The organism is Paenibacillus pinistramenti (assembly GCF_005869875.1).
Lineage (GTDB): Bacteria > Bacillota > Bacilli > Paenibacillales > Paenibacillaceae > Fontibacillus > Fontibacillus pinistramenti.
On the sequence record NZ_VAWG01000012.1, the window covers coordinates 57,726 to 80,256 of the forward strand.

Here is a 22,531-nt window from a genome sequence, read left to right on the forward strand (position 1 = left end):
TCAAGAGACAAGGAGACAATGACATGAATGATAATCAGCCCTATGTGAACCCGCTGGTGGAGCAGCGGGCAGATCCCTGGATTTATAAGCATTCAGACGGACTTTATTATTTCTCCGCATCTGTTCCCGAATATGACCGGATTGAAATCCGCAGATCGGCCACGCTGCAGGGCTTGGCTGAAGCGGAGCCGCTGACCGTTTGGCACAAGCATGAGCGCGGCCCGCTGAGCGCCAATATTTGGGCGCCTGAGATCCATTTTACACAGGGAAAATGGTACATCTATTTCGCGGCAGCCCGGACGGCGGAGACGCAGGAAGGGTTATTTGATCACCGGATGTATGTGCTGGAGAACGCCTCTGCCGACCCTTTTGAAGGCGAATGGGTGGAGAAGGGCCAGGTGGTCACAGCCTGGGAGAGCTTCGCGCTGGACGCGACAACCTTTGAACATAACGGCAAGCTGTATTATGTATGGGCCCAGAAGGACCCCGCTATCCCTGGCAACTCCAATTTGTACATCTCCGAAATGAGCAATCCCTGGACGCTGACCGGTCCGCAGTCCATGATCTCTACACCGGAATATGACTGGGAGATTATTGGGTTCAAGGTCAACGAAGGACCGGCGGTGCTGCACCGCGGCGGCCGCATCCTGATCAGCTATTCGGCCAGCGCCACGGATCATCATTACTGCATGGGCCTGCTGTATGCGGATGACGACGCCGATCTGCTGGACCCCGCCTCCTGGACAAAATCACCGCTGCCGGTGTTCGCCACCAGCGAAGAGAACGGGCAGTACGGACCGGGGCATAACAGCTTTACCGTGTCCGAAGACGGCCGGGACGTGCTCATATACCATGCCCGGAACTACAAGGAAATTACAGGCGATCCGCTCTACGATCCAAACCGCCATACGCGGGCCCAGCTGTTTGGCTGGCAGCCGAACGGTCTGCCGGATTTCGGCGTCCCGGTGCCTGACGGCAAGGACAGCAAATCCCAGACAGCGAGCCGCTGACGATCCTTACTCAAACGGCGCCAGTCCGCTCAAACCGCCTCTGCCTGGCTGCTTGGCAGCCCGGACGGCTGACCCGGGTTATTCTCCTCTTTTCCCAAAAAATCATGTTTGTAATTCCCTCGAACGGGTAACTATAAACAAAGTAGAAAACATCAAGTTCTAAGGAGGCGTTAACCATGGGTCAACCGAATGAGGAAGAAATCCGCAACAAGAAGAATGAGGATGGCGATTCCCTCGCCGAGCAGAAGAAGATTGACAATGGCGTTGATATCGAGCCTGAGGCAGATGAATGGGTAGCGAAACCGGTAGGCAGTATCGAATCCGATACCACTTCCAACAAATAAGAGCTCAAAAGCGGCCGTCCCGTCAAGGGGCGGCCTTTTTAGCGCGGTATCTATTTTCAAAAAATAAAGCCGCCTTCCCAAACGAAGACGGCCGAGGCCTGGCTGAGGCCTGCTGCATTTTTCCCTCTATTTGCTGTTATTCAAGGAATGTACTGTTGAACGATTTTGACCACTTTGCCGTCCTGAACGGTAATATGATAAGGGAAATCGGCTGGATCAATCAAACCGCCTTTATTGAAGACGTTGGTGAATTGGCTGAGGCTAAGGGCTTCGTCCGGCTGAATATCGGCGTTCTCTCCGTCTCCATCCCGTTCATAGAGCTGCATCAGCACCGCGGCATCCGATTTGACGACGTAAATGATGTTCTCTTCCGACTTATTGACAATGTAATAATCGTCCGGTGTTCCTCCAAGCTCGGCGTATCCTTCAGGGTCTTCCTGTTTAAAAATGACGTTCGCGGCTTCTCCCTGATACCAGCCGATCGGATCCACGGTCATCCGGACCTCTCCGTTCACCTGTTTGATCGAGTGAATATAAGCGGTAAAAGTGGCAGCCGTCTCCGCCTTTGCAGCTTTGGCACTGTCTGCGTGTATCCCTTCCCCAACGGCATCTTTAGGCATGAACAACGACAACCCGGCAGCAATCAGCACAAGCAGCAGCAGCGAAGAACCCCATCTTTTCCACATGGTAAACACCCCTCCGGCGCACCCTTCCCATCTTCAGGCACGATAATTTATCATCTAATAACCGCCTGGCAAAATTTCAAACGGCTTTAGCGCTCTTTTTTTCTTGATCATATGCTCTTTTTGTGAAAAACGGGTCTCAAAACCGTTAAAAATGATTACAATCTGTTTATTTGTTGTTATAAGCGCACCATCCCAGCTTCATTTATTATGATAGGGAGGCGGCAGATATGCCTGATGCTGAACTGAGAAAGCTGCTCTTCAAAGATGACGGCGTCATTCCCAACAATCCCCGGCTGCCGGTTCTGCTGTATACCGGTGCCCTGGAAAGCAATCCGCTGGGCGCAGAAGCCCTGTTCAACAAGCATAACTGGCGGAACAGCTGGACAAACGGGGTCTATGATTATCACCATTACCACAGCAACACCCACGAGGTGCTCGGGGTTATCAGCGGCGAAGCGCTGCTGCAGCTCGGCGGTGAGCAGGGCGAACAGCTTGCGGTTCGTGCCGGGGATGTCATTGTGCTTCCGGCGGGAACCGGGCACAAGAAGATCAGCGCAAGCGAGGGCTTCCGGATTACAGGCGCTTACCCGGACGGTATGGAATATAATCTGCGCACCGGCAAACCGGGAGACCGCCCCGAGGCACTGGAGGAGATTGAAAGCGTGCCGTTGCCGGATATGGACCCCGTTTACGGGAAGCACGGCCCGCTGACACGGATTTGGGCGCTGCAGCCTAGAAGCTGCTGAGCCGAAGCTGTTAAATCGAAGCGGTTTTAGCCTAAAAAAAAGCCAAGCCGGAACCGGGGCAGCGCCCCTCTTCCAGGCTTGGCTTTTGATTTGAACGCAGTAGCAGGAGTCGGTAGTTGGTAGTTGGTTGGCTGGCTGGTTACTCCCTCTCCTCCAGGGGCCTTTGAAGCGTGGACATAAAATCGGCCACGTCGCGGTCCGCCTTGCTTTGATTGCAGGCGCTGCAGGCACAAACACAGTTGGCCGGCGTCGTATGGCCGCCTTTGGCCCGGGGCAGCAAATGGTCGATCGTCGTGCCCTCTTCACCGCAGAAATAGCAGGTGTACCGGTCCCTCTCCATAATAAATTTCTTGAATTCCCTGTTTGAAAATAACCGGCGGATCGTATGCGGATTCACGATCACCGCCGCCTGCTCCTCAACCAGCACACGCGCCAGCTCCAGCTCAACCTCCTGCTGCCAGCGGCGGCCGCTGTCGCTTCTGCCGCGCATCCGCACCTTGCCGGAGCGCATCGGCTTGAGCCGGTGCGGCTGGGGCGGCTGGTCCGGCAGCTGCGGTTGCCCCGGCGGCTGCGGCTGCTGGTGTCCCGGCGCCTGCGGCTGCCCTCGCCGCTGCTGGTGCGGGGCTTGCGGCGGCTGCACCTGCCGCTGCTCCTCCGGCCGCTGCTGCGGCGGCTCCGCTGCCGGCTTCCGCGGCGCATGTGCAGGCGCCTGCTGCTGCGGCCGGCTTAGGCCTGCTTCGGTCCTCTCCTCACCGGAGGACCGCTGCCGGCTGCGGCAGTCGCGGCAGGGGCCGCGGCGTGAGCCCGCCCCCGCCCTTCTGCCTGTCCGCCTGCGGAAATCGGTGAGCGGTTTAACCTGCAGGCAAACCGAACATTTTTTCGTTTGGGGTATTTCTGTCTGCATCATCTATTAAAGGACGGAATTCCGTTCCTGTTCACCTCATGTCTTTTTAAATAAAAGTCTTTGTTAAATAAAAGCGTCTGTTAAATAACAGTCTCTGTGTCCATATTATTACTATAACCGCAGGGCGAAAAGATTTAATAGCCCTTAAATCTGCCAATCTTTGGGTACGCCGTTAGAGAATCCTGCCTGCAGGGTAACTTTTATTATACATATCCTTGAGGAGGACGTCCGGCATGAAACGCAATCATACGATTATGCAATTTTTTGAATGGCACATCCAGGCTGATGGTACCCACTGGAACAAACTCGCCGAGCTTGCCCCCCGGCTGAAAGAGGCAGGAATAGACGCGGTATGGCTTCCGCCCGTAACCAAAGCGCAGAATCCGGAGGATACCGGTTATGCCGTATACGATTTGTATGACCTCGGAGAATTTAACCAGAAGGGCGGAGTCAGAACCAAGTACGGGACCCGGGAGCAGCTTGAGGCGGCGATCCAGGCCTGCCGCGACCATGAAATTGCCGTTTATATTGATGTGGTGATGAATCATAAAGCCGGAGCCGATGAAACGGAAAAATTCAGGGTCGTTGAGGTCAACCCCGACGACCGGACAGAGGTGATCTCCGAGCCTTTTGAGATTGAAGGCTGGACCAAATTCACCTTCCCGGGAAGAAAGGGCAAGTATTCCCCTTTTGCCTGGAATTTCGAGCACTTCAACGGCACGGATTATGACCAGAGCAGGCAGCGCAAGGGAATCTACCGCATTCTCGGCGAGAATAAGGACTGGAATCAGAATGTCGACCACGAGTTCGGCAACTACGATTATCTGATGTTCGCCAACCTGGATTATAATCATCCCGCCGTGCGTGAAGAGATGATCAAATGGGGCGAGTGGCTGCTGGATACAACCGGATGCGAAGGCATGCGGCTTGACGCGATCAAGCATATCAACCACAGCTTTATCCGCGATTTTGCTGCAGCGATGAAGGAGAAGCGCGGAGAGGACTTTTACCTGGTCGGCGAATTCTGGAATCCGGATCTTGAGGAATGCCGGAGATTTCTGGATCAGGTTGATTATCAGATTGATCTGTTCGACGTGTCGCTGCATTACAAGCTTCAGGCTGCAGCCTCTGCGGGCGGCAGCTTTGATCTGCGCACGATCTTTGACAATACGCTGGTTGCTTCTCACCCTCTAAATGCCGTTACGTTCGTGGACAATCACGACTCCCAGCCGAACGAATCGCTTGAGTCCTGGGTGCAGGACTGGTTCAAGCCGAGCGCCTACGCTCTGATCCTGCTGCGCAAAGACGGCTACCCTGTCGTCTTCTACGGGGACTATTACGGCATTGGCGGAGAGAACCCGGTTCCGGGCAAGAAGGATGCTATTGATGCGCTGCTGTACGCCCGCGCCCGTAAGGCTTACGGAGAGCAGCAGGACTATTTCGATCACCCGAATACCATCGGCTGGGTCCGCATGGGCGATCAGGAGGTGCCCGGCTCCGGCTGTGCCGTTCTCATTGCGAACGGTGACGAAGGGAGCAAGGTCATGTCAGTCGGGAGCAGCCGCGCCGGAGAGGTCTGGGTTGACCTGACCGGCAACCGTACAGACGAAATCGAGATCGGCGAAGACGGCTGCGCGGAGTTTAAGGTGAACGGAGGCAGCGTGTCTGTATGGGCGCTGCCGGACGCGCCGCCTGATTCTCAGACAGGCGGACGGCATGATGAAGGTCATGACGAAGGTACGGCAGCAAAGTAACAGCTTGCGGCAGGCCGGATGAACGAAGAGGCTAAACAAAGCGGCTAAACGAAATCCGGATGAACCAAAGATGAACTCAATCATAAGCCCGGACTATGGCGCCGTTCCTGCAGCAGGAACGGCGTCCTGCCGCCTCCCTATACCCTTCTCCCTCTTCCTGTTGTACACTAAGAGTCATAGTGTGAACGACTACGGACAAAGGCAGGTGCCTGGAGAGAGATGGAACATTTAATTAACGCTAATGTACGAGACATTCAGATCAGCGGAATCCGCCAGATTGCGAATAAAGTGGCGGAGTACCCGGGCGCCCTGTCGCTGACGATCGGGCAGCCGGATTTCCCGACGCCGGCGCATATTGTTAAGGCGGCGCAACGCGCTCTGGACGCAGGGCGGACGGTCTACACGCCGAATGCCGGTTTGCCGGAGCTGCGCGATGCGGCGGCGGATTTTATCGACCGCAAATACGGGTTGTCCTACAGCGGCAAGGATGAAGTGATCATCACAAACGGAGCCAGCGAGGCGCTCGATATTGCACTGCGGACGCTGCTGACCGAAGGCGACGAGGTCATCCTTCAGGGGCCGATCTACCCGGGCTACGAACCGCTTATCCGCTTATCGGGCGGCGTCCCCGTGCACGTCGACACCCGGGACACCGGCTTCAAAATGACCGCCGGGCTGATCTCGGCTCATCTGACACCGCGGACAAAGATCGTCGTGCTCGGCTACCCTTCCAACCCGACAGGCCGGGTCCTGACCCGCGATGAACTGCAGGAGATTGCCGCGGTGCTTGCGGACAAGGACATTTTTGTTATTTCCGACGAGATTTACAGTGAGCTCATTTATGAGGGGGAACACCACTCCATCGCTTCTATGGCGGGCATGCGGGACAAGACGGTCGTCATCAACGGCTTGTCCAAGTCCCATTCCATGACAGGATGGCGGATCGGCTTCACCCTTGCCCCGGCCGCCATTACTAAGCATATGGTGAAGGTACATCAGTACAACGTGACCTGCGCAAGCTCCGTCAGCCAGTATGCAGCTCTCGAGGCGTTGACGAACGGCTTCGATGATGCGCTGCCGATGAAGGAAGCGTACCGCGAGCGCCGCGACTACGTTTATGACCGCCTGACGGCGATGGGCCTTCCGCTGGAGAAGCCCGAAGGAGCGTTCTATCTCTTTGTCTCCATAGAAAAATACGGCCTGCCATCCATGGACTTCGCCCTCAGGCTGCTGGACGAGGCCGGTGTGGCTGTGGTGCCGGGGAGCGCTTTTTCCGAATATGGTGAGGGGTACATCCGGATTTCCTACGCTTACTCCAGAGAAGCGCTGGAGCAGGCGCTTGACCGCCTGGAGGGGTTTGTCAGGAAGCTGGAGGCCGGGCAGGAAGGCTGATCCGGGCTGCTCTCAGGCGCATAACCATCAAAGCTCATTCCTTGCGGGATGGGCTTTTTTTCATGTGAATTACCAGTCTGATAGAACTGCCCAAAAACACTTTCAGCACAGAGTTATCCTAAACGATTCAAAAAAATCCATAGAAGAGGGCCCTTTACAGGGCTCCTTCTATGGACATAGTCACAAGGGTTAGATGCGGTTAGTTGTTAGTTCAACCGGGTGCTGCGTACGGTATGGATCATTCGTTTTGAAGGAAGCCTTTCTAAACTTGCTCAGCTTGCTTAAGCCTGCTCCAGCTGATCCATCGGGCCAAAGAATTCATAATGGATGCGTTCTTCAGGCACCCCGATCTTCTTCAGGGCTGCAAATACGGTGCGCATAAACGGCACAGGCCCACAGAAGTAGAAATCCGCCTTCGGATCGACAACCTCGCGAAGCCAGGCCTCATCCACATACCCTTCTTTGTGGCAGCTCTCTCCGGCACCCGGAGTTTTGTAGACCACATAAGAAGTCATTTGCTCGTTAGCGGCGTCAAGGCTCTCAATGTGATCCTTCATGGCATGGAAGCTGCCGCACTCGGATGCGTGAATATAAGTGACCTTGCGATTTGGCTGCTCTTTAAGCAGCGTCTCCAGCATGCTGACCATAGGTGTCAGGCCAACACCTCCGCTGAGGAGCACGACAGGGATATCCAGATTCATGTCCAGGACGAACGTTCCTGCAGGCGCAGTCACTTCAAGCACACTGCCCTCCTGCACCTCGTTATGAAGGTAACTGGAGACAACGCCGGCCGGTTTGCCTTCTGCTGCATCCTCCCGCTTGACCGAAATGCGGTAAACATCTCCGCCTGGAGCGGCAGACAAGCTGTAGTGACGGATATGCGTATAAGGAGAGCCTTCAGGCTGCACGCGGATCGTGAGGTATTGGCCCGGGATAAACGAAGCGATCTTGCCGCCGTCCTGAGGTCTCAAATAGAACGAAGTAATAACCTCGCTCTCCTTCACCTTCTTCTCTACGACAAAAGGACGATAGCCGTCCCAGCCGCCGGTAGCTTCCTCTGCTTCCTTGTACATGCCGGCTTCAATCCCGATAAATGCGTTCGCGATCTCACCGTAGGCCTGGCGCCAGGCTTCCATAATTTCAGGGGTTGCCGCATCACCCAGCACTTCTTTAATGGCAGCCAGCAGGTTCTCTCCAACGATCGGATAGTGCTCAGGCTTGATCTGCAGGGCACGGTGCTTCTCGGCGATCTGTTTGACAGCCGGCAAAATATTTTCCAGACGATCAATATTGGCCGCAGCAGCATAAACGGCACCCGCGAGTGCGGTGGATTGTTTGCCCTGACGCTGATTGGCCTGGTTGAAGATGTTCAGCAGCTCCGGATGGGCTTCGAACATTCTTTTATAGAAAACAGATGTGATGGTCTTGCCATGTACTTCTAATACAGGAACTGTTGATTTTATAATGTCGATTGTTTCTTGATTCAGCATGATTCGGTATCCTTCTTTCACCAATAGATTCGTATGATTTCGCTTTTTGTAACAACAAAATCCATTCTAAAAGAAGTATTCCCGGCAATTTGTGATTTTAATCACTGAAAAATCTTATTATTCGACCTGTTCCGACTTCCAGGTGAAATAATCGGCAATCGTTGAAACCGCCAGCGCAATCGCCTCTTCCTTAGGCTCCAGCTTCGCATGATGCAGGCCGTACGGCGTATCAACGCCGAGCCAGAACATAAAGCCCGGGATCTCCGCCAGAAAATAGCCGAAGTCCTCGCCGGTCATCGCCTCGGTGCACTCGTACAGCGTCACGCCTTCGCGCCCGTTCAGCCAGCCCATGAACTCCTGGGTCAGCTGCGCTTCATTGAACACCTGGCGGTAGTTGGCGCCGTAGTCGATCTCCGCCCGGCACTCAAAGCCGGTTTCGATGCCGGCGATCAGACTTTCGATCCGGGATTTGATCTTCGTCATGGACTCCGCCGACAGGGTGCGGATCGTCCCTTCCAGGCGGGCGCGCTCCGCAATGATGTTCTGCTTCGTGCCGCCGTCGATCTTGCCGATCGTAATAACGGCTGAATCGAGCGGGTCAATGTTGCGGGAGATGATCGTCTGCAGCTGGCCGACCAGCTGGCAGGCCGCAACCACCATGTCGTTCGCTTTGTGCGGATAAGCGGCATGACCGCCGGTGCCGGTCAGGTCGATGAACAGCTCCGACGTGTTCGCGAACAAAATGCCCGGACGCGTCGCAATCGTGCCGACCGGATACTCCGGCGCTACATGCAGCGCCACGATCTGATCCGGTCTCCAGTCCGCCAGCTCTGCGCTCTCCAGCATCGGCTGCGCCCCGCCCGGCCCTTCCTCGGCCGGCTGGAAGATCACGATCAGATCATCGCTGATCGCATGCTCCGCCTCGGCAAAATAAGCGACGATCCCCAGCCCGATCGTCATGTGCAGATCATGGCCGCAGGCATGCATGTAGCCCTTGTGCGCGGAGCGGAACGCGTACCCGGTCTCTTCTTCAATCGGCAGGCCGTCCATATCTGCGCGGTAGCCGAGTTTGCGGCGGGGCGCGGCGCCGGTGCCGGTGATTTTTACAAGAATGCCGGTTCTCCAGGTCCGGAGCTCCATGCGCTCCTGCGGCAGTCCCGCTAGAACATCAAGCAGATACTTCTGTGTCTTGAACTCCTCAAAGCCCGGCTCCGGAATCTGATGCAGATCGCGGCGGATGCCGATCAGCGCTTCTTCTTTGTCTTTGACCCATTGATTCATTTGCAGCTTCCTCCTGACTTGGATAAACGGAGAGCCCGGCGGGATACGCCGAGCTCTCAGGCAGCTTTTGGGCTGATATGAAACAGAAACAGAACACCGGTTCCAGCAGCTGGACTCCGGCTTCAGCAGCAGCTTTCGGCCGCTTACAGCGTGCGGAGCTCTGCCAGAATTTCCGTCTTGGACTTCGTCTTGTCGTCCACTTGTTTAATGACACGCGCCGGCGTTCCGGCAACTACCGTAAATGGAGGAACATCCTCAGTTACGACTGCGCCTGCAGCAACAACCGCTCCTTCTCCGATCCGGACGCCTTCAAGCACAACCGCGTTAGCGCCGATCAGTACGTCGTCTTCCACGACAACAGGCTGTGCGGACGGCGGCTCGATAACGCCTGCAAGCACGGTGCCTGCACCGATGTGGCACATTTTGCCGACCTGCACGCGTCCGCCCAGAACAGCGCCCATGTCGATCATCGTGCCTTCGCCGATGGATACGCCGATGTTAATTACGGCGCCCATCATAATTACGGCGTTATCGCCGATGCTCACCATCTCACGGATGAATGCGCCCGGTTCAATGCGCGCGTTGATGTTCTTCAAGTCCAGCAGCGGAATTGCGGAGTTGCGGCGGTCATTTTCCACCACATAGTCTTCAATATCTGCCTTGCTGGCTTCAAGTACGCCTTGAATATCCGCCCAATCGCCAAAAATAACACCGCTCCCGCCGGTAACAAACGTCTTGACGTTCTCCCCGAACGATACGGCATCAAGATTTCCTTTGACATATACTTTAACCGGCGTTTTCTTCTTGCTGGTTTTGATCAGATTAATGACTTCCTGTGTGTTCATTTCAGTAGACATGAAATAACTGCAGCTCCTTTACGGCCAATTTAGGGCGCCAGGCGGTCTGTCCGACCAGGCAAAAACTATTTCATTTATAGCATAAAAGGGGGCTGTCCGCAATTGAACCTGGCCGTTATCCTCGCAATCACGGCTTCACTTTTCTCGATACCAGCCGGACCAGATCCAGCGTCAGGACGGGCAGATAAATATTCGCCGGATAGGCCAGATAGCGGGACTCCCAGTGCGGAGCGAATTTCTCCTTGTACTTGCGGAGCCCCTTAAAGCCGTACCAATGGCCGCCGTGCTGGAACACCAGACCGGCCAGCCGCTCCTCGCGCAGTGCCCGCTCCTTCTGCCCAACACGGGAGAGCGGCGCATTTCCAAGACTAAATCTCTCGTAACCGCTGTCCTTCGCCCATTCCAGCAGCCGGGTGAACAGGTAATCCATCGTACCGTTCGGCGCATGAGGCGTATGACGCATCAGATCAATGGATACCGTCTTCCCGCCGTCGTATGCAGGGGCAAGTGAGGCGAAGGCAGTCACGCGCCCGCCGCCGTCCTTGAGCAGGCCGATCGGGGACTGCTGCATATACGCAGGATCGAACCAGCCCAGCGAAAAACCTTTCTCCTGACGGCCCTTCAGCCACGCCATGGAAACCGCCCGCAGCTCCTCCAGCAGCGGCCCGCTGTGCGGCGGGGAGACGACTTCGAAGGTATAGCCTTCCCGGTCAAAGCGGTTCTTGATGCTGCGCAGATCGGCGTGCTTCTTGCCGGCAAGAGTGAATGCGTTCAAAGGAATCAGCGCCTCTTCTCCCAGCTTGAAGAACCGGCAGCCGTTCTCATGGTAGATCGGCAGATACTCCGGCGTAACCTGATAGAACACGACCAGCATGCCGTACAGGTCGGCGAAGCGCTGGAATTCGGCGATGCCGGCCGATACCAGCTCCATTTGTCCAAGAGGGTCTCCAAGCACCACCAGCTTATCCCGCACTTTGGCGTAAGGGAACAGCACCCTGCCCTCCTGCGCCCAGTAGAAGCTCTTGTCGCCCGCAAACAGCATATGGGTCAGCAGGTTCCCGCTGTTCTCCTGCAGGAAAGCCTGAACGCGGGCCAGCTCTTCGGGCGTGGCCCTGTTGGCCGGCAGCCGCCCCGGGCGAAGCGAGAAGATCAGGATGAGCAGAAGCCAGGCCCCGGCCAAGCCTACAACGGTATTAACCGCATAGGCCCGTGCGGTCATCCGGCCGATCAGCGGCTCCTTCAGATGCAAATGGCGGAAGAAGCCATTGTGGATGTGGCTGCCCAGCCAGTAATAAATAAACGCCAGCACCAGAGTGATCGCCAGCCACAGCACGACCGACCGGCGGATGACCGGCGTGCCAGCCCGGTAGAACCGGTCCCGCGATATCCAGAGCATCAGCGCGACCAGCAGCAGAAAGACCGCTTCTTCATAATCAAAAGCCTTCGTGAACGTAAATACCGCACCGGCTAAGAGCATGATCCTCGTCCAGACATAAGCCTGCCGGACTCTCAGAGTGATTCCGCGTGAAAGTATCACCAGCGCAAAGCCGATGATAACGGACAGCTGGTGGGACAGATGCATGACCGGCATTGTGAGAAGGTCCTCGGTCAGCCGGATGCGGTACAGCAGGCCCGGCGTAGCTGCAGACAGCAGCAGAACCAGCCCGCTGAGCAGGACCAGCTTGCCAAGCGCCCACACGCCGAGGTCACTGAGGAACCGGAACTGCCCCGGCCACCCCCACAGCTTCTGCCAGTAAGTCAGCGGAACCTCGAGCAGCTGCCGTTCTTCCTCTTCGCCCGGCTTCCGCCCGCCGAAGCCAAGCTCCAGAATCGCCAGGATCAAGCCGATGCACCAAGGAATGATGTAATAGAAGAACCGGAACAGGACGATGACAGCGAGGGCCCGCTCCGCCGGAAAGCCCATATGCTTCAGGCCGAGCAGAACCGTAAGGTCAAAGGCGCCGACCCCGCCCGGAGCCATGCTGAGAATGCCGCCTACCGCTGCAACCGTGTACATGCCGAGCAGCTCCCGCCAGCCCACGCCGCCGTCCAGCACATGATTAGCAATCAGGGAGAAGGTCAGGCCCGCAAACAGCCATTCAACAAAAGAAGCTCCGACGGCTTCCAAGATCGTCCGCCAGGGAAACAGCTCCTTCCCCTGCTTATGGAACCATTTGGCGAACAGCCTTGTCCGCTGCAGCGCTATAAAGAGCGGCAGATAAAGCGCAATGGCCCAGACGGCCAGGTTCATCCAGCGGTGCTCGTGCAGCAGCGTTTTGGCCTGAAACACGCCGAAGATTTCGAGCCAGGCCATAACGGACAGGCCGTTCAGCACCACCGGCGACAGGAAGACCGCCGCCGCGGTGATGGAGGAGGCCGGTACACCGCTTTTCTTATACAGCAGTGCTCTTACCCCAGCCCCGGTCAACCCGGCAAAGCCGAGCAGATTGTTAAAGGTGTTGGCGATCCAGGAATAGCGGAACGTCCTGCCGGGGCTAACCCGGAAGCGGAACTGCCGTCTGATCACAAAATCATAACAGGACATCACCGCTACGGCGGCGAGCGCCAGAACAAAAATTTCGGCAATCGCGCCTGCCGGAATTCTCCGCAGCTCTGCCAGCATCACGCCAAGGCGGACCTTCTTCAGCTCATGCTGTCCGGCCCAAATGACCAGGCCAAAGATTACGACCGGAATCAGAATCCGGACGGCCTTGGTCTTCAAGGCGGCAATGAGCAGCCGGACAAGGCGGAGACGGGCCAGTTTCTCTTTCACCCTATTCTTCCTTTCTGTTACCCTTTATGCATCTTGAACTCCAGGAACAGCTCGTTGTAATGGCCGAGCATCCGTTTGCCGAGGTTCTTGTATACCTCGAGGTGGCTGGTTACTTCCGCTGAAGGATAGAAGCGGGTATCTCCCGAAATGTCCTCCGGCAGCAGCTTCAGCGCCTCCTGGTTCGGCGTCGCATAGCCGACATATTCCGCGTTCTGGGCGGCTACGTCCGGCTCCAGCATGAAGTTGATGAACTTATGCGCGCCGTCCAGGTTCTTCGCCGTCTTTGGAATGACCATGTTGTCAAACCACAGGTTCGAGCCTTCCTGCGGAACGACATAGTCCAGCGTATCGTTCTCGTCCATAATCTCCGCAGCATCGCCGGAGAAGACCACGCCCGCGGCGGCTTCGCCGTTCGCGAGCAGCATCTTGATCTCGTCGCCCACGACCGCCTTCACGTTCGGAGACAGCTTCTCCAGCTTGCGCAGCGCTTCCTGCAGATGGTCTTCATTCGTCTCATTCAGGGAATAGCCGAGGCTGTTCAGCGACATCCCCATAATTTCACGCGCGCCGTCGGTCAGCAGCACGTTATTTTTCAGCTTCGCGTTCCAGAGATCGTTCCAGCTCTTGAATTCGATGCCCTGCGCCAGCTCAGGGTTGTAAATAATGCCGACCGTCCCCCAGAAATAAGGGACCGAATATTTATTGTCCGGATCGAAGTCAAGGTTCAGAAACCGCGGGTCGATTTTGGACAAATTCGGGATTTTGCTGTGGTCGATCGGCAGAAGGAGGTTCTCCTCCTTCATCTTGTCAATGGCATAGTCGGAAGGCACCGCAATATCAAATGTGGTCCCGCCCTGCTCGATCTTGGTGAGCATGGCTTCGTTGGAATCGAATGTTTGATAGATGACGGTGATTCCGGTTTCTTGCTCAAACCTTGTAATCAGGTCCGGGTCGATATAATCGCCCCAGTTATAGATCGTGAGCGTGTTGGAACCTGAATAGCCCTGGCTGGAATTCAGCTTCGCCGCAAGAGCCATCAGACCAAACGCAACGACCAGCACGACTGCAAATATGCGCACCAGCTGCTTCATCTAGGCACCCCCAGTCCTGCCGCAGGCTCCTTGCCGCGCTTACGGGCGCTTCCTCTGGACACAAAGTAATAGCCCACCACAAGAATCACGGTCAGCAGGAAGATCAGCGTGGACAGCGCATTGATCGAAAGAGATACGCCCGCCCGCGCCCGCGAATAAATTTCAACGGAGAGCGTAGAGTACCCGCTGCCTGTAACAAAGAAGGTCACTGCGAAATCGTCCAAGGAGTACGTCAGCGCCATAAAGAAGCCGGACAGGATCGCCGGACTGATAAACGGCAGAATGACCTTCATCAGCACGTCGCGGCGGCTTGCGCCTAGGTCGCGCGCGGCATCGACCAGCGTCGGGCTCATCTCCTGCAGGCGCGGCAGAATCATCAGCACGGCAATCGGCACGCTGAACGCGATGTGCGACAGCAGCACGGACGTAAAGCCCAGCTTGATGCCCGCAATCGTGAACAGAATCAGGAACGAAGCGCCGATGATGACGTCCGGACTGACGATCAGCACGTTGTTGAGAGACAGGATCGTATTTTTCACCCGTTTCCGCCGGATCCGGTCAATTGCCAGCGCCCCGATGATGCCGATAATCGTAGCGATCGCGGACGACAACAGCGCAATCACCAGCGTGTTAATCACAATAATAATCAGACGGGTGTCGTGGAACACCTCGGAATACCATTCCAGCGTAAACCCTTCAAAGCCGTGCATATTGCCCCCGCTGTTGAAGGAGTAGTACATCAAATAGAAGATTGGCGCATACAGCACCACAAACACGATAAACAGATAAACCTTGCCGAGCCTGTTCTTTTCGCTCATTTGCGCACCTCTCTTCCGCTGCCGAATATCGGCATCAGCACCGCCATAATCAGGATCAGGAAGACGGCTACCGTCGAGCCCATGCCCCAGTCCTGCGTGACAAGAAAATGCTGCTCAATCGCCGTGCCGAGCGTAATGACTTTATTGCCGGCGATCAGGCGGGTCAGCATAAAGAGGGACAAAGCCGGGATAAACACGGCCATGCAGCCGGAACGGACACCCGAAAGCGTCAGCGGAAAAATAACCCGCCGCAGCGTAACAAAGCTCGACGCGCCCAGATCACGGGAAGCCGCAATCAGCGTCGGATTGATGTCCTCCAGCGCATTGTAGATCGGCATGATCATAAACGGTATAAAGATGTAGACCGATACGAACACAAAGCTGAAGTCATTGAACAGAATCTGATGTCCGCCAAGCCCCATCGCCTTAAACAGCGAGTTCACCGGCCCGTATGTACCAAAAATGCCGATAAACGCATAAGCCTTCAGCAGCAGGTTGATCCATGTCGGCAAAATAATGAGCAGCAGCCACAGCTGCTTATGCTTGGTCCGGGTCAGCGCATAGGCCGCCGGATAAGCTACCAATAGTGAGAAGAGCGTGATCAGCAGCGCATACCAGAACGAGCTCAATGTCATCCGCAAATAAACAGGCGTGAAGAAATTCGCATAATTGGAAAAGGTAAAATGACCCTCGATATCAAACAGCGAGTAATACGCGACCAGAACCACCGGCAGGGCGACAAACAGCACCATCCACAGATAATAAGGGATGAGATACAATCCGCGCGAGCTACGTGACATGGCCGGATACCTCATACGATTCCAGACGTTTGTCGAATTCCTCTTCCGTTTCGCCAAATCTCATAACATGAATTGCTTCCGGTTCAAACTGCAGGCCGATCATGCTGCCCGGCTCCGCCCGTTTGGTGGAATGCACGAGCCACTCCTGACCGGATTCGTCGTAGCAGCTGATTTCGTAGTGCACGCCGCGGAACAGCTGTGTATCCACCTTCACCCGCAGTTTGCCCTGCTCCAGTGACGTGATCTCCAGGTCCTCCGGACGGATGACGATCTCCACATTTTCGTTGGGGCGCAAGCCCTGGTCCACGCACTCAAAGCGCCGGCCGTTAAATTCAACAAGATAATCCTCAATCATAACTGCAGGCACAATGTTCGATTCCCCGACAAAATCGGCTACAAACCGGTTGATCGGCTCGTCATAAATATCGTTCGGCGTGCCGCTCTGCTGGATAATGCCTTCGTTCATGACAAAAATTTCGTCCGACATCGCCAGCGCTTCCTCCTGGTCATGCGTAACGAAGATAAATGTGATGCCCAGCCGCTGCTGCAGCTCGCGCAGGACGTACTGCATTTCCGTTCTGAGCTTCAAATCGAGTGCGGATAAAGGCTCGTCCAGGAGCAGCACCTGCGGTTCATTTACGATGGCGCGCGCAATCGCGACACGCTGCCGCTGACCGCCGGACATCTCCGTAATCTGCCGTTTCTCGTAGCCCTCCAGGTTGACGAGGCGCAGCGCTTCGCTGACCTTCTTGGCAATAACGTCGTTCTTCATCTTCTTGATGCGCAGCCCGAAAGCCACGTTCTCGTATACGTTCAAATGCGGGAACAAGGCATAGTCCTGAAAAACCGTGTTCACCTGCCGCTCATTCGGCGGAATTCGGTTGATTAAAGCCCCATTCATAAAAATCGAGCCCTGCGAAGGCTCAATGAACCCCGCGATCAGACGGAGAATCGTCGTTTTGCCGCAGCCCGAAGGCCCCAGCAGCGTATAAAATTTGCCCCGTTCGATTTCAAAGCTTACTTCCTTCAGCACGGGTTCATCATCATCGTATTGCTTGCTCACCCGTTCGAAGCGGATAATGGCGTTCTCTCCCATAACAGCCTCCTTTGTCAACTTGATCATTTCTATATTTTACCCAACATTCGCCAGGAAAGATACAGCATTATACAGGCTTCGACCCGGCTGCAGCAGTGCAGAACCTGCTTCTTTGCTAAATGCAATTATAAGCGCAATAATAGAAGATATTCAGGTTTCGAAGGGAGCTGTCTCGCTTGAGAACAGAAATGGTAGAACGTTTTATTTCCTATGTTAAGGTGGATACCCAATCCAATGATGAAAGTGAAACTTGTCCCTCCACGCCGGGGCAGCTGACGCTGGCCCGCCAGCTGGTCGAAGAGCTGAAGAGCATCGGCATGTCTGAAGTGACCATGGATGAGAACGGCTACGTCATGGCGACGCTGCCGTCCAACACGGATAAAGAAGTGCCGGTTATCGGGTTTCTGGCGCATGTCGATACGGCGACGGATTTTACCGGCAAGGGCGTAAATCCGCAAATACTTGAAAATTTCGACGGCAATGACATCGTCCTAAATAAAGAGCTCGGTGTTGTGCTGTCCGCCAAGGACTTCCCGGAGCTTCCCGGCTACAAAGGCCACACGCTGATTACAACGGACGGCACGACCCTGCTTGGCGCGGACAACAAAGCCGGTGTGGCTGAGATTATGACGGCCATGGACTATCTGATCAAGCATCCGGAGATCAAGCACGGCAAAATCCGCGTGGCGTTTACCCCGGACGAGGAAATCGGGCGCGGCCCGCACAAATTTGACGTAGCGGCCTTCGGCGCGAAATACGCCTACACGATGGACGGCGGTCCGCTCGGCGAGCTGGAATACGAAAGCTTCAACGCCGCCGGCGCCAAGGTTACGATCAAAGGCACCAACGTACATCCGGGCACCGCGAAGAACAAAATGGTCAACTCGATCAAAATTGCGATGGAGCTCCAGCAGCAGCTGCCGGCTGAACAAGCTCCCGAGCTTACAGAGGGTTATGAAGGCTTCTATCATCTGCTCGGCATATCCGGCGATGTGGAGCAGACCAGGCTGCAGTACATCATCCGCGACTTCGACCGGACAGAGTTCGAGAACAAGAAGGCCAATCTGACCCGGATCGTAGAGGAACTGCAGGCCAAATACGGCTCCGAACGCATCCATCTGGAGATGAACGACCAGTACTACAACATGCGGGACAAAATCGAGCCGGTTAAAGGCATCGTTGACGCAGCTTATGAAGCGATGGAATCTCTCGGCATCAAGCCGATTGTCAAGCCGATCCGCGGCGGCACCGACGGCTCCCAGCTTTCTTATATGGGGCTGCCTACCCCGAATATTTTCACCGGCGGCGAGAACTACCACGGGAAGTTTGAATACATTTCCGTAGATAATATGGAACAAGCCGTCAAAGTCATGCTGGAAGTTATTCAGCGCTTTGAGCAGAACCCAAATATTTAAGACAACATTCCGGGATCATCACAAATTTCTTCGGGGCTCCTTACAGCCTGTCTCCGCTGCATTTAGCGGTTGACAGGCTTTTTTGTATCGGGTGTTCTGGCCGTAACAAACAGGCTGATGCCTGATGCTTGGCGGTGATTTCACTGGCGCAGGCAACTTCACAGTGTTTATAATGATTCATAATGTCCACCTGTAAGAAAGGAGCGTAGGAAATGAATACCTTAAAGTATGAACATGACTTTCTGCAACAAACGCTGTTTGACATCGCGGAAGTCCGCTCCAGCACTTCGTGTCCTTCTTGGGCCGCTGCGTCCGCTCCGCTTAAGCATCACACGCTCCTTTACGTCTCCGCTGCTGGCCGGACCGAGCTGCTCCCTGACAGCAGACTTCTTTCTTATAACGATGGAACTTTGTACTTATTTGTGCCAGGATCAACGGTAAAACTGCCCTCTTTTCCAAATAAAGCGTTTGAATATCATTGGATTGTTTTTGATCTGTTCCGGCTTTCAGGAAGCTCCCTTTCTTTCCGTTCTTACGAACGTGTTCTGGATTTTCCCGGGGCCAGGCAGCACAGGATGAGCAAAAAACATTTTAAACGGCTCTTTCATTCTTTGAAGCTGAGTAAGGGGGCGCCGGCAGAAGGCCGCAGCCAGTTTCAAGCCCAGCAGCAGCTGTATAATCTGCTCGATTTCCTGCTTACGGTGGAAAATGAAGCTGAAGCCGACCTCGAGGATACTTTAGCCAAACTAAAATCGTCCGTTCTCTTTATGCAGCAGCACTATCAGCAAGACATTCGCATAGACAAGCTGGCCGAGCTGGTCCAGCTCCATCCAAGTTACTATGCCCAGCTGTTCAAACAGACTCTGGATCAAACACCCGTCGAATACCTGACACGTCTGCGCATTAACAAAGCTAAGGAATTGCTGCTGCAAACCGATAAGTCAGTCCGGGAGATTGCTTATGAAGCCGGGTATAATGACGAGTTTTACTTTAGCAGGAGGTTTAAAAGAACGACGGGCCTCGCTCCTACCGTGTATGTTAAAAAGAGAGATTTCCGGATCGTTTCCCTCTCTGCGCCTTATACCGACCACCTCTTTACCCTCGGCATTCATGCCGCCGCGGCACAGTCGCATCCCGGTCTCCCTTTGGATACGGTGGATTTGGACTTGCCGGAGCATGCCTCCGACCCTTGGGAAATACGGCGTAAAATCTTTACGGAGCTGCAGCCGGAGCTGATCCTGTGCAAGGATAATGTGAAGACCAAAGCCATGGAGCACGTCAACGATCTTGCACCGATTATCTCAATTCCTTGGGCATCCAAAGATCTTTACACTCACCTTTCGGAGATTGCGGAACTGACCGGAAGAGAGACGGAAGCCCTGCGGTGGCGTGATCGCCATGAACAGCGGGCTGAAGAGCTCCGCAAGCAGTTGGAACCGCGCATAGGCAGGGCTTCAGTAGCGATCTGTGTCGTCCGGTCAACCGGACTGCGCATGTACGGGCTGCGCAACATCGGGCATGTGTTCTACCGTTCGCTTAAGCTCACACCCCCCGAGCGGATTGTCCGGCTGTCAGAGCCTTATCCAGCGGGTACTCATTTCAATTGGACTGCGCTCCCGAAGGATGACATTCTTTCTTATGAAGCGGATTATTTGCTGATTGCCGTCTCTGCCCCGCAGGAAAAGCTGCAAATGCAGCAGTTATTCCGCGAGAACGCTGCTTGGGCCAGTCATCCGGCCGTTAAATCCGGCCGCGTTAAATTTATCTCCTGGCCGGAATGGAAGGTCTATGCCCCGTACGCAGTGGACCGGCAGCTGGAACAGGCGGTTCAGTTATTGTTGCAGTCTTAGTCTTCTGTAGTCCTAGTCTTTCGCAGCTCGCCCATCTTGGATTTGTCCATGTCTTTGATCTTGAATAATGTCATGTACGGTATTCAAGGGGGCGCTATAATTATTAAATGATAATGATTATCAATCTTAATTGGAGAACGTTTATGCGCTATTCACACCATCGTTCAGCAAAAGAATATGTCCGCATGTCAGGAATTCCAATGGCAGCACTTCTATTGCTGTTATCCCTTTTCCTTGCTGTTTCTTATGGCGCTAAAAGTTTATTCCTTCCGGAAGTCTGGTCGGCCATATTCCAGTTCAATTCCGCCGAAGAAGCGCACCAGATTGTCCGCAATCTCCGCCTGCCGAGAGCGCTGGGCGCCGCTTTCACAGGTATGGCTTTTGGTGCTGCCGGTGCGCTCATGCAGGGGGTGACCCGCAATCCGCTCGCCGATACCGGCGTTTTAGGTATTAATGCAGGAGCCGCTTTCGTCGTAGCGCTGGCTTTTGCCTTTCTGCCCGGCTTGTCCTACTTGAATCTGATTCTGCTCTCTTTTGCCGGAGCTGGACTAGCCGCCTTATTTATCGTACTGCTAGGCTCGGCTACACCCGGAGGAATGTCATCTCTAAAACTGACGGTTGCCGGAGCCGTAGCTGCAGCTTTGCTCCATTCTCTCAGCACAGGGGTCGCCATCTATTACGGGTTAAGTCAGGACCTCGCCTATTGGTATGCCGGTGGAGTAGCAGGAGTAAGATGGGCTCACCTGAAGCTGCTTGTTCCCATTGTTGTAGTGACTATAGTTTGGGCAGCCTCAATGGGGCGATCGGTCACCTTCCTTTCACTGGGCGATGAATCCGCGGTTAATCTTGGTGTTCGTGCCGTCCGGGTTCGTGTGCTGGCCATGATAGCCGCTGTCCTGCTTGCCGGGACTTCCGTATCTGTAGTGGGCGCAGTAGGATTTATCGGTTTAGTAGTACCACATGTAGCCAGAAGAGTGGTCGGCGTCGATTACCGGCTGATCATCCCGATGTCTGCCCTGCTCGGAGGCGTCCTGCTGGAGTTTGCGGACATTGCTTCACGGATGGTCAGCCCGCCAAGAGAATTTGCAATTGGATCAATGGTGGCGCTGGTCGGGGTTCCTTTCTTCTTGTATCTGGCCCGTAAAGAGGGGAGGTCGCTCTAGTGAAGCAGCTTCCAAATGTAAACCGAGGAGCAAGAGCCCGGCTGTATGGCCTGCTTCTGCTTCTGGCCGTAATCCTTGTATTCATAATCAGTATGAATACCGGGACGCTGCGTCTCTCTCCCCGCCAGCTCGGGCTTACCTTGTTTGGATTCGGCTCACAGCAGGACCATCTTGTGCTGTTTACCTACCGGCTTCCCCGCATTATAGTGACGCTGTTGGCCGGGGCAGGACTTGGTGTAGCTGGAGCCGTGCTTCAGGGGGTATCCCGGAATGCGCTGGCCGACCCGGGCATTTTGGGTCTTCACGCCGGAGCAGCCTTCGGACTGATGATCTTTGTCTCTTTCTTCCGTTCGCTTGAAGGACCTGTCGCTTTGCTGATTCCGCTCTTTACCTTTGCAGGAGGAATCTTGATCGCTGCCGTTATTTTTATTCTCGCTTATGACCGTCATAAAGGACTCATCCCCATGCGGCTTATTTTAGTGGGGATAGCCATTGAGGCGGGGTTCAGCGCGGTTACCCTGTTTCTGGCTCTGCGGCTTGATCCCGATACCTATGCTTTTGCCGCTTCCTGGCTGGCCGGAAGTGTTTGGGGGAGAGACTGGATCAGCGTACTCTCCCTGCTTCCATGGATTGTCCTGCTGATTCCTTATGTATGGACAAGATCCAAACTGCTTGATGTATTTGCACTGGGAGACGAAACCGCTGTAAGTATCGGCAACAGGGTGACCCCCAACCGCTTAATCCTGCTGTGCGCGGCTGTGGCTTTGTCCTGTGCCAGCGTATCAATGGCGGGCGGCATCGGCTTTATTGGTCTTCTGGCCCCCCATATCGCAAGAAGACTGGGCGGGCCGATGCACCGGCATTCGCTGCCGCTGTCAGCTTTGGCAGGCATGTTTATATTAACCGCTGCCGACACGGTGGGCCGCTCCGTTTTTGCACCAAACGCGGTTCCAGCGGGAGTGGTGGTCGCCGTCATTGGCGCCCCGCTGTTCTTCTATTTGCTGATGAAGAGCAAGAACTAACAAATAAAGAACAAACTATAGATGGTTCCTGGAGGGAAA

General features: G+C 55.0%; 19 protein-coding genes. 9 read left to right on the forward strand and 10 right to left on the reverse strand.

Features of this window, described 5'->3' with window-relative positions; translation table 11 throughout:
* Positions 1-23: 23 nt before the first annotated feature.
* Both FCN15_RS14050 and FCN15_RS19350 read left to right on the forward strand, forming a co-directional pair.
* Positions 24-1,010 carry a glycoside hydrolase family 43 protein gene (locus FCN15_RS14050; protein ID WP_138495627.1) on the forward strand — a complete coding sequence of 329 codons (987 nt, stop codon included), beginning with the start codon at positions 24-26 and terminating at the stop codon, positions 1,008-1,010.
* Positions 1,011-1,186: 176 nt separating this feature from the next.
* Positions 1,187-1,354, forward strand: coding sequence for a hypothetical protein (locus FCN15_RS19350; protein ID WP_203232151.1), 168 nt, complete (start codon positions 1,187-1,189; stop codon positions 1,352-1,354).
* 140 nt (positions 1,355-1,494) lie between these two features.
* Here the strand turns inward: FCN15_RS19350 and FCN15_RS14055 are convergent, their stop codons facing one another.
* Positions 1,495-2,040 (reverse strand): hypothetical protein, encoded by a 546-nt coding sequence (locus FCN15_RS14055; RefSeq protein WP_138495628.1) that lies wholly within the window; start codon positions 2,038-2,040, stop codon positions 1,495-1,497.
* Between the two features lie 227 nt (positions 2,041-2,267).
* On the opposite strand from FCN15_RS14055, the gene FCN15_RS14060 reads away from it, so the two are divergent.
* Positions 2,268-2,786: a cupin domain-containing protein gene (locus FCN15_RS14060; protein ID WP_138495629.1), complete on the forward strand. Its 519-nt coding sequence runs from the start codon at positions 2,268-2,270 to the stop codon at positions 2,784-2,786.
* 139 nt (positions 2,787-2,925) lie between these two features.
* On the opposite strand, the gene FCN15_RS14065 is transcribed toward FCN15_RS14060, so the two are convergent.
* Positions 2,926-3,693, reverse strand: a complete 768-nt coding sequence (locus FCN15_RS14065; protein ID WP_138495630.1) for an HNH endonuclease — start codon at positions 3,691-3,693, stop codon at positions 2,926-2,928.
* A 230-nt stretch (positions 3,694-3,923) separates the two neighbouring features.
* Between FCN15_RS14065 and FCN15_RS14070 the strand changes: the two genes are divergently transcribed.
* Complete coding sequence (locus FCN15_RS14070) at positions 3,924-5,444, forward strand: alpha-amylase (RefSeq protein WP_138495631.1); 1,521 nt, start codon at positions 3,924-3,926, stop codon at positions 5,442-5,444.
* Positions 5,445-5,663: 219 nt separating this feature from the next.
* A complete protein-coding gene (locus FCN15_RS14075; RefSeq protein WP_138495632.1) occupies positions 5,664-6,836 on the forward strand; it encodes an aminotransferase A in 1,173 nt (390 codons plus the stop codon).
* A 281-nt stretch (positions 6,837-7,117) separates the two neighbouring features.
* Here FCN15_RS14075 and hmpA read toward each other — a convergent pair whose 3' ends face one another.
* The 8 genes from hmpA to FCN15_RS14115 form a co-directional block, all read right to left on the reverse strand.
* A complete protein-coding gene (hmpA, locus tag FCN15_RS14080) occupies positions 7,118-8,326 on the reverse strand; it encodes an NO-inducible flavohemoprotein (protein WP_138495633.1) in 1,209 nt (402 codons plus the stop codon).
* Between the two features lie 117 nt (positions 8,327-8,443).
* The gene (locus FCN15_RS14085) at positions 8,444-9,607 is read right to left on the reverse strand and encodes an N-acetyldiaminopimelate deacetylase (protein ID WP_138495634.1); all 1,164 of its coding nucleotides are present in this window, start codon (positions 9,605-9,607) and stop codon (positions 8,444-8,446) included.
* 143 nt (positions 9,608-9,750) lie between these two features.
* A complete protein-coding gene (dapD, locus tag FCN15_RS14090) occupies positions 9,751-10,464 on the reverse strand; it encodes a 2,3,4,5-tetrahydropyridine-2,6-dicarboxylate N-acetyltransferase (RefSeq protein WP_138495635.1) in 714 nt (237 codons plus the stop codon).
* 127 nt (positions 10,465-10,591) lie between these two features.
* The gene (gene mprF / locus FCN15_RS14095; protein ID WP_138495636.1) at positions 10,592-13,237 is read right to left on the reverse strand and encodes a bifunctional lysylphosphatidylglycerol flippase/synthetase MprF; all 2,646 of its coding nucleotides are present in this window, start codon (positions 13,235-13,237) and stop codon (positions 10,592-10,594) included.
* A gap of 17 nt (positions 13,238-13,254) precedes the next feature.
* A complete protein-coding gene (locus tag FCN15_RS14100; RefSeq protein WP_138495637.1) occupies positions 13,255-14,328 on the reverse strand; it encodes an ABC transporter substrate-binding protein in 1,074 nt (357 codons plus the stop codon).
* Entirely contained in the window at positions 14,325-15,146 is an 822-nt protein-coding gene (locus FCN15_RS14105) for an ABC transporter permease (protein ID WP_138495638.1), read from the reverse strand. Before FCN15_RS14105 ends, FCN15_RS14100 begins: the two co-directional genes overlap by 4 nt.
* Positions 15,143-15,946: an ABC transporter permease gene (locus FCN15_RS14110; RefSeq protein ID WP_138495639.1), complete on the reverse strand. Its 804-nt coding sequence runs from the start codon at positions 15,944-15,946 to the stop codon at positions 15,143-15,145. Before FCN15_RS14110 ends, FCN15_RS14105 begins: the two co-directional genes overlap by 4 nt.
* Positions 15,936-17,042: an ABC transporter ATP-binding protein gene (locus FCN15_RS14115; RefSeq protein WP_138495640.1), complete on the reverse strand. Its 1,107-nt coding sequence runs from the start codon at positions 17,040-17,042 to the stop codon at positions 15,936-15,938. The genes FCN15_RS14110 and FCN15_RS14115 overlap by 11 nt, the downstream gene beginning before the upstream one ends.
* A gap of 188 nt (positions 17,043-17,230) precedes the next feature.
* On the opposite strand from FCN15_RS14115, the gene pepT reads away from it, so the two are divergent.
* The 4 genes from pepT to FCN15_RS14135 all read left to right on the forward strand — a co-directional run bounded on the left by pepT (position 17,231) and on the right by FCN15_RS14135 (position 22,492).
* Positions 17,231-18,457 carry a peptidase T gene (gene pepT / locus FCN15_RS14120; protein WP_420819579.1) on the forward strand — a complete coding sequence of 409 codons (1,227 nt, stop codon included), beginning with the start codon at positions 17,231-17,233 and terminating at the stop codon, positions 18,455-18,457.
* Between the two features lie 212 nt (positions 18,458-18,669).
* Complete coding sequence (locus FCN15_RS14125) at positions 18,670-20,307, forward strand: helix-turn-helix domain-containing protein (RefSeq protein WP_138495642.1); 1,638 nt, start codon at positions 18,670-18,672, stop codon at positions 20,305-20,307.
* Positions 20,308-20,507: 200 nt separating this feature from the next.
* Entirely contained in the window at positions 20,508-21,470 is a 963-nt protein-coding gene (locus FCN15_RS14130) for a FecCD family ABC transporter permease (RefSeq protein WP_138495669.1), read from the forward strand.
* Between the two features lie 41 nt (positions 21,471-21,511).
* Positions 21,512-22,492 (forward strand): FecCD family ABC transporter permease, encoded by a 981-nt coding sequence (locus FCN15_RS14135; protein ID WP_238996695.1) that lies wholly within the window; start codon positions 21,512-21,514, stop codon positions 22,490-22,492.
* Positions 22,493-22,531: the final 39 nt, after the last annotated feature.

Excerpts from the sequence above, each read along its gene's own strand:
- FCN15_RS14050 (WP_138495627.1), top strand. The coding sequence starts at position 24 with ATGAATGATAATCAGCCCTATGTGAACCCGCTGGTGGAGCAGCGGGCA.
- FCN15_RS19350 (WP_203232151.1), top strand. The coding sequence starts at position 1,187 with ATGGGTCAACCGAATGAGGAAGAAATCCGCAACAAGAAGAATGAGGAT.
- FCN15_RS14055 (WP_138495628.1), bottom strand. The coding sequence starts at position 2,040 with ATGTGGAAAAGATGGGGTTCTTCGCTGCTGCTGCTTGTGCTGATTGCT.
- FCN15_RS14060 (WP_138495629.1), top strand. The coding sequence starts at position 2,268 with ATGCCTGATGCTGAACTGAGAAAGCTGCTCTTCAAAGATGACGGCGTC.
- FCN15_RS14065 (WP_138495630.1), bottom strand. The coding sequence starts at position 3,693 with ATGATGCAGACAGAAATACCCCAAACGAAAAAATGTTCGGTTTGCCTG.
- FCN15_RS14070 (WP_138495631.1), top strand. The coding sequence starts at position 3,924 with ATGAAACGCAATCATACGATTATGCAATTTTTTGAATGGCACATCCAG.
- FCN15_RS14075 (WP_138495632.1), top strand. The coding sequence starts at position 5,664 with ATGGAACATTTAATTAACGCTAATGTACGAGACATTCAGATCAGCGGA.
- hmpA (WP_138495633.1), bottom strand. The coding sequence starts at position 8,326 with ATGCTGAATCAAGAAACAATCGACATTATAAAATCAACAGTTCCTGTA.
- FCN15_RS14085 (WP_138495634.1), bottom strand. The coding sequence starts at position 9,607 with ATGAATCAATGGGTCAAAGACAAAGAAGAAGCGCTGATCGGCATCCGC.
- dapD (WP_138495635.1), bottom strand. The coding sequence starts at position 10,464 with ATGTCTACTGAAATGAACACACAGGAAGTCATTAATCTGATCAAAACC.
- FCN15_RS14100 (WP_138495637.1), bottom strand. The coding sequence starts at position 14,328 with ATGAAGCAGCTGGTGCGCATATTTGCAGTCGTGCTGGTCGTTGCGTTT.
- FCN15_RS14105 (WP_138495638.1), bottom strand. The coding sequence starts at position 15,146 with ATGAGCGAAAAGAACAGGCTCGGCAAGGTTTATCTGTTTATCGTGTTT.
- FCN15_RS14110 (WP_138495639.1), bottom strand. The coding sequence starts at position 15,946 with ATGTCACGTAGCTCGCGCGGATTGTATCTCATCCCTTATTATCTGTGG.
- FCN15_RS14115 (WP_138495640.1), bottom strand. The coding sequence starts at position 17,042 with ATGGGAGAGAACGCCATTATCCGCTTCGAACGGGTGAGCAAGCAATAC.
- pepT (WP_420819579.1), top strand. The coding sequence starts at position 17,231 with ATGGTAGAACGTTTTATTTCCTATGTTAAGGTGGATACCCAATCCAAT.
- FCN15_RS14125 (WP_138495642.1), top strand. The coding sequence starts at position 18,670 with ATGAATACCTTAAAGTATGAACATGACTTTCTGCAACAAACGCTGTTT.
- FCN15_RS14130 (WP_138495669.1), top strand. The coding sequence starts at position 20,508 with ATGGCAGCACTTCTATTGCTGTTATCCCTTTTCCTTGCTGTTTCTTAT.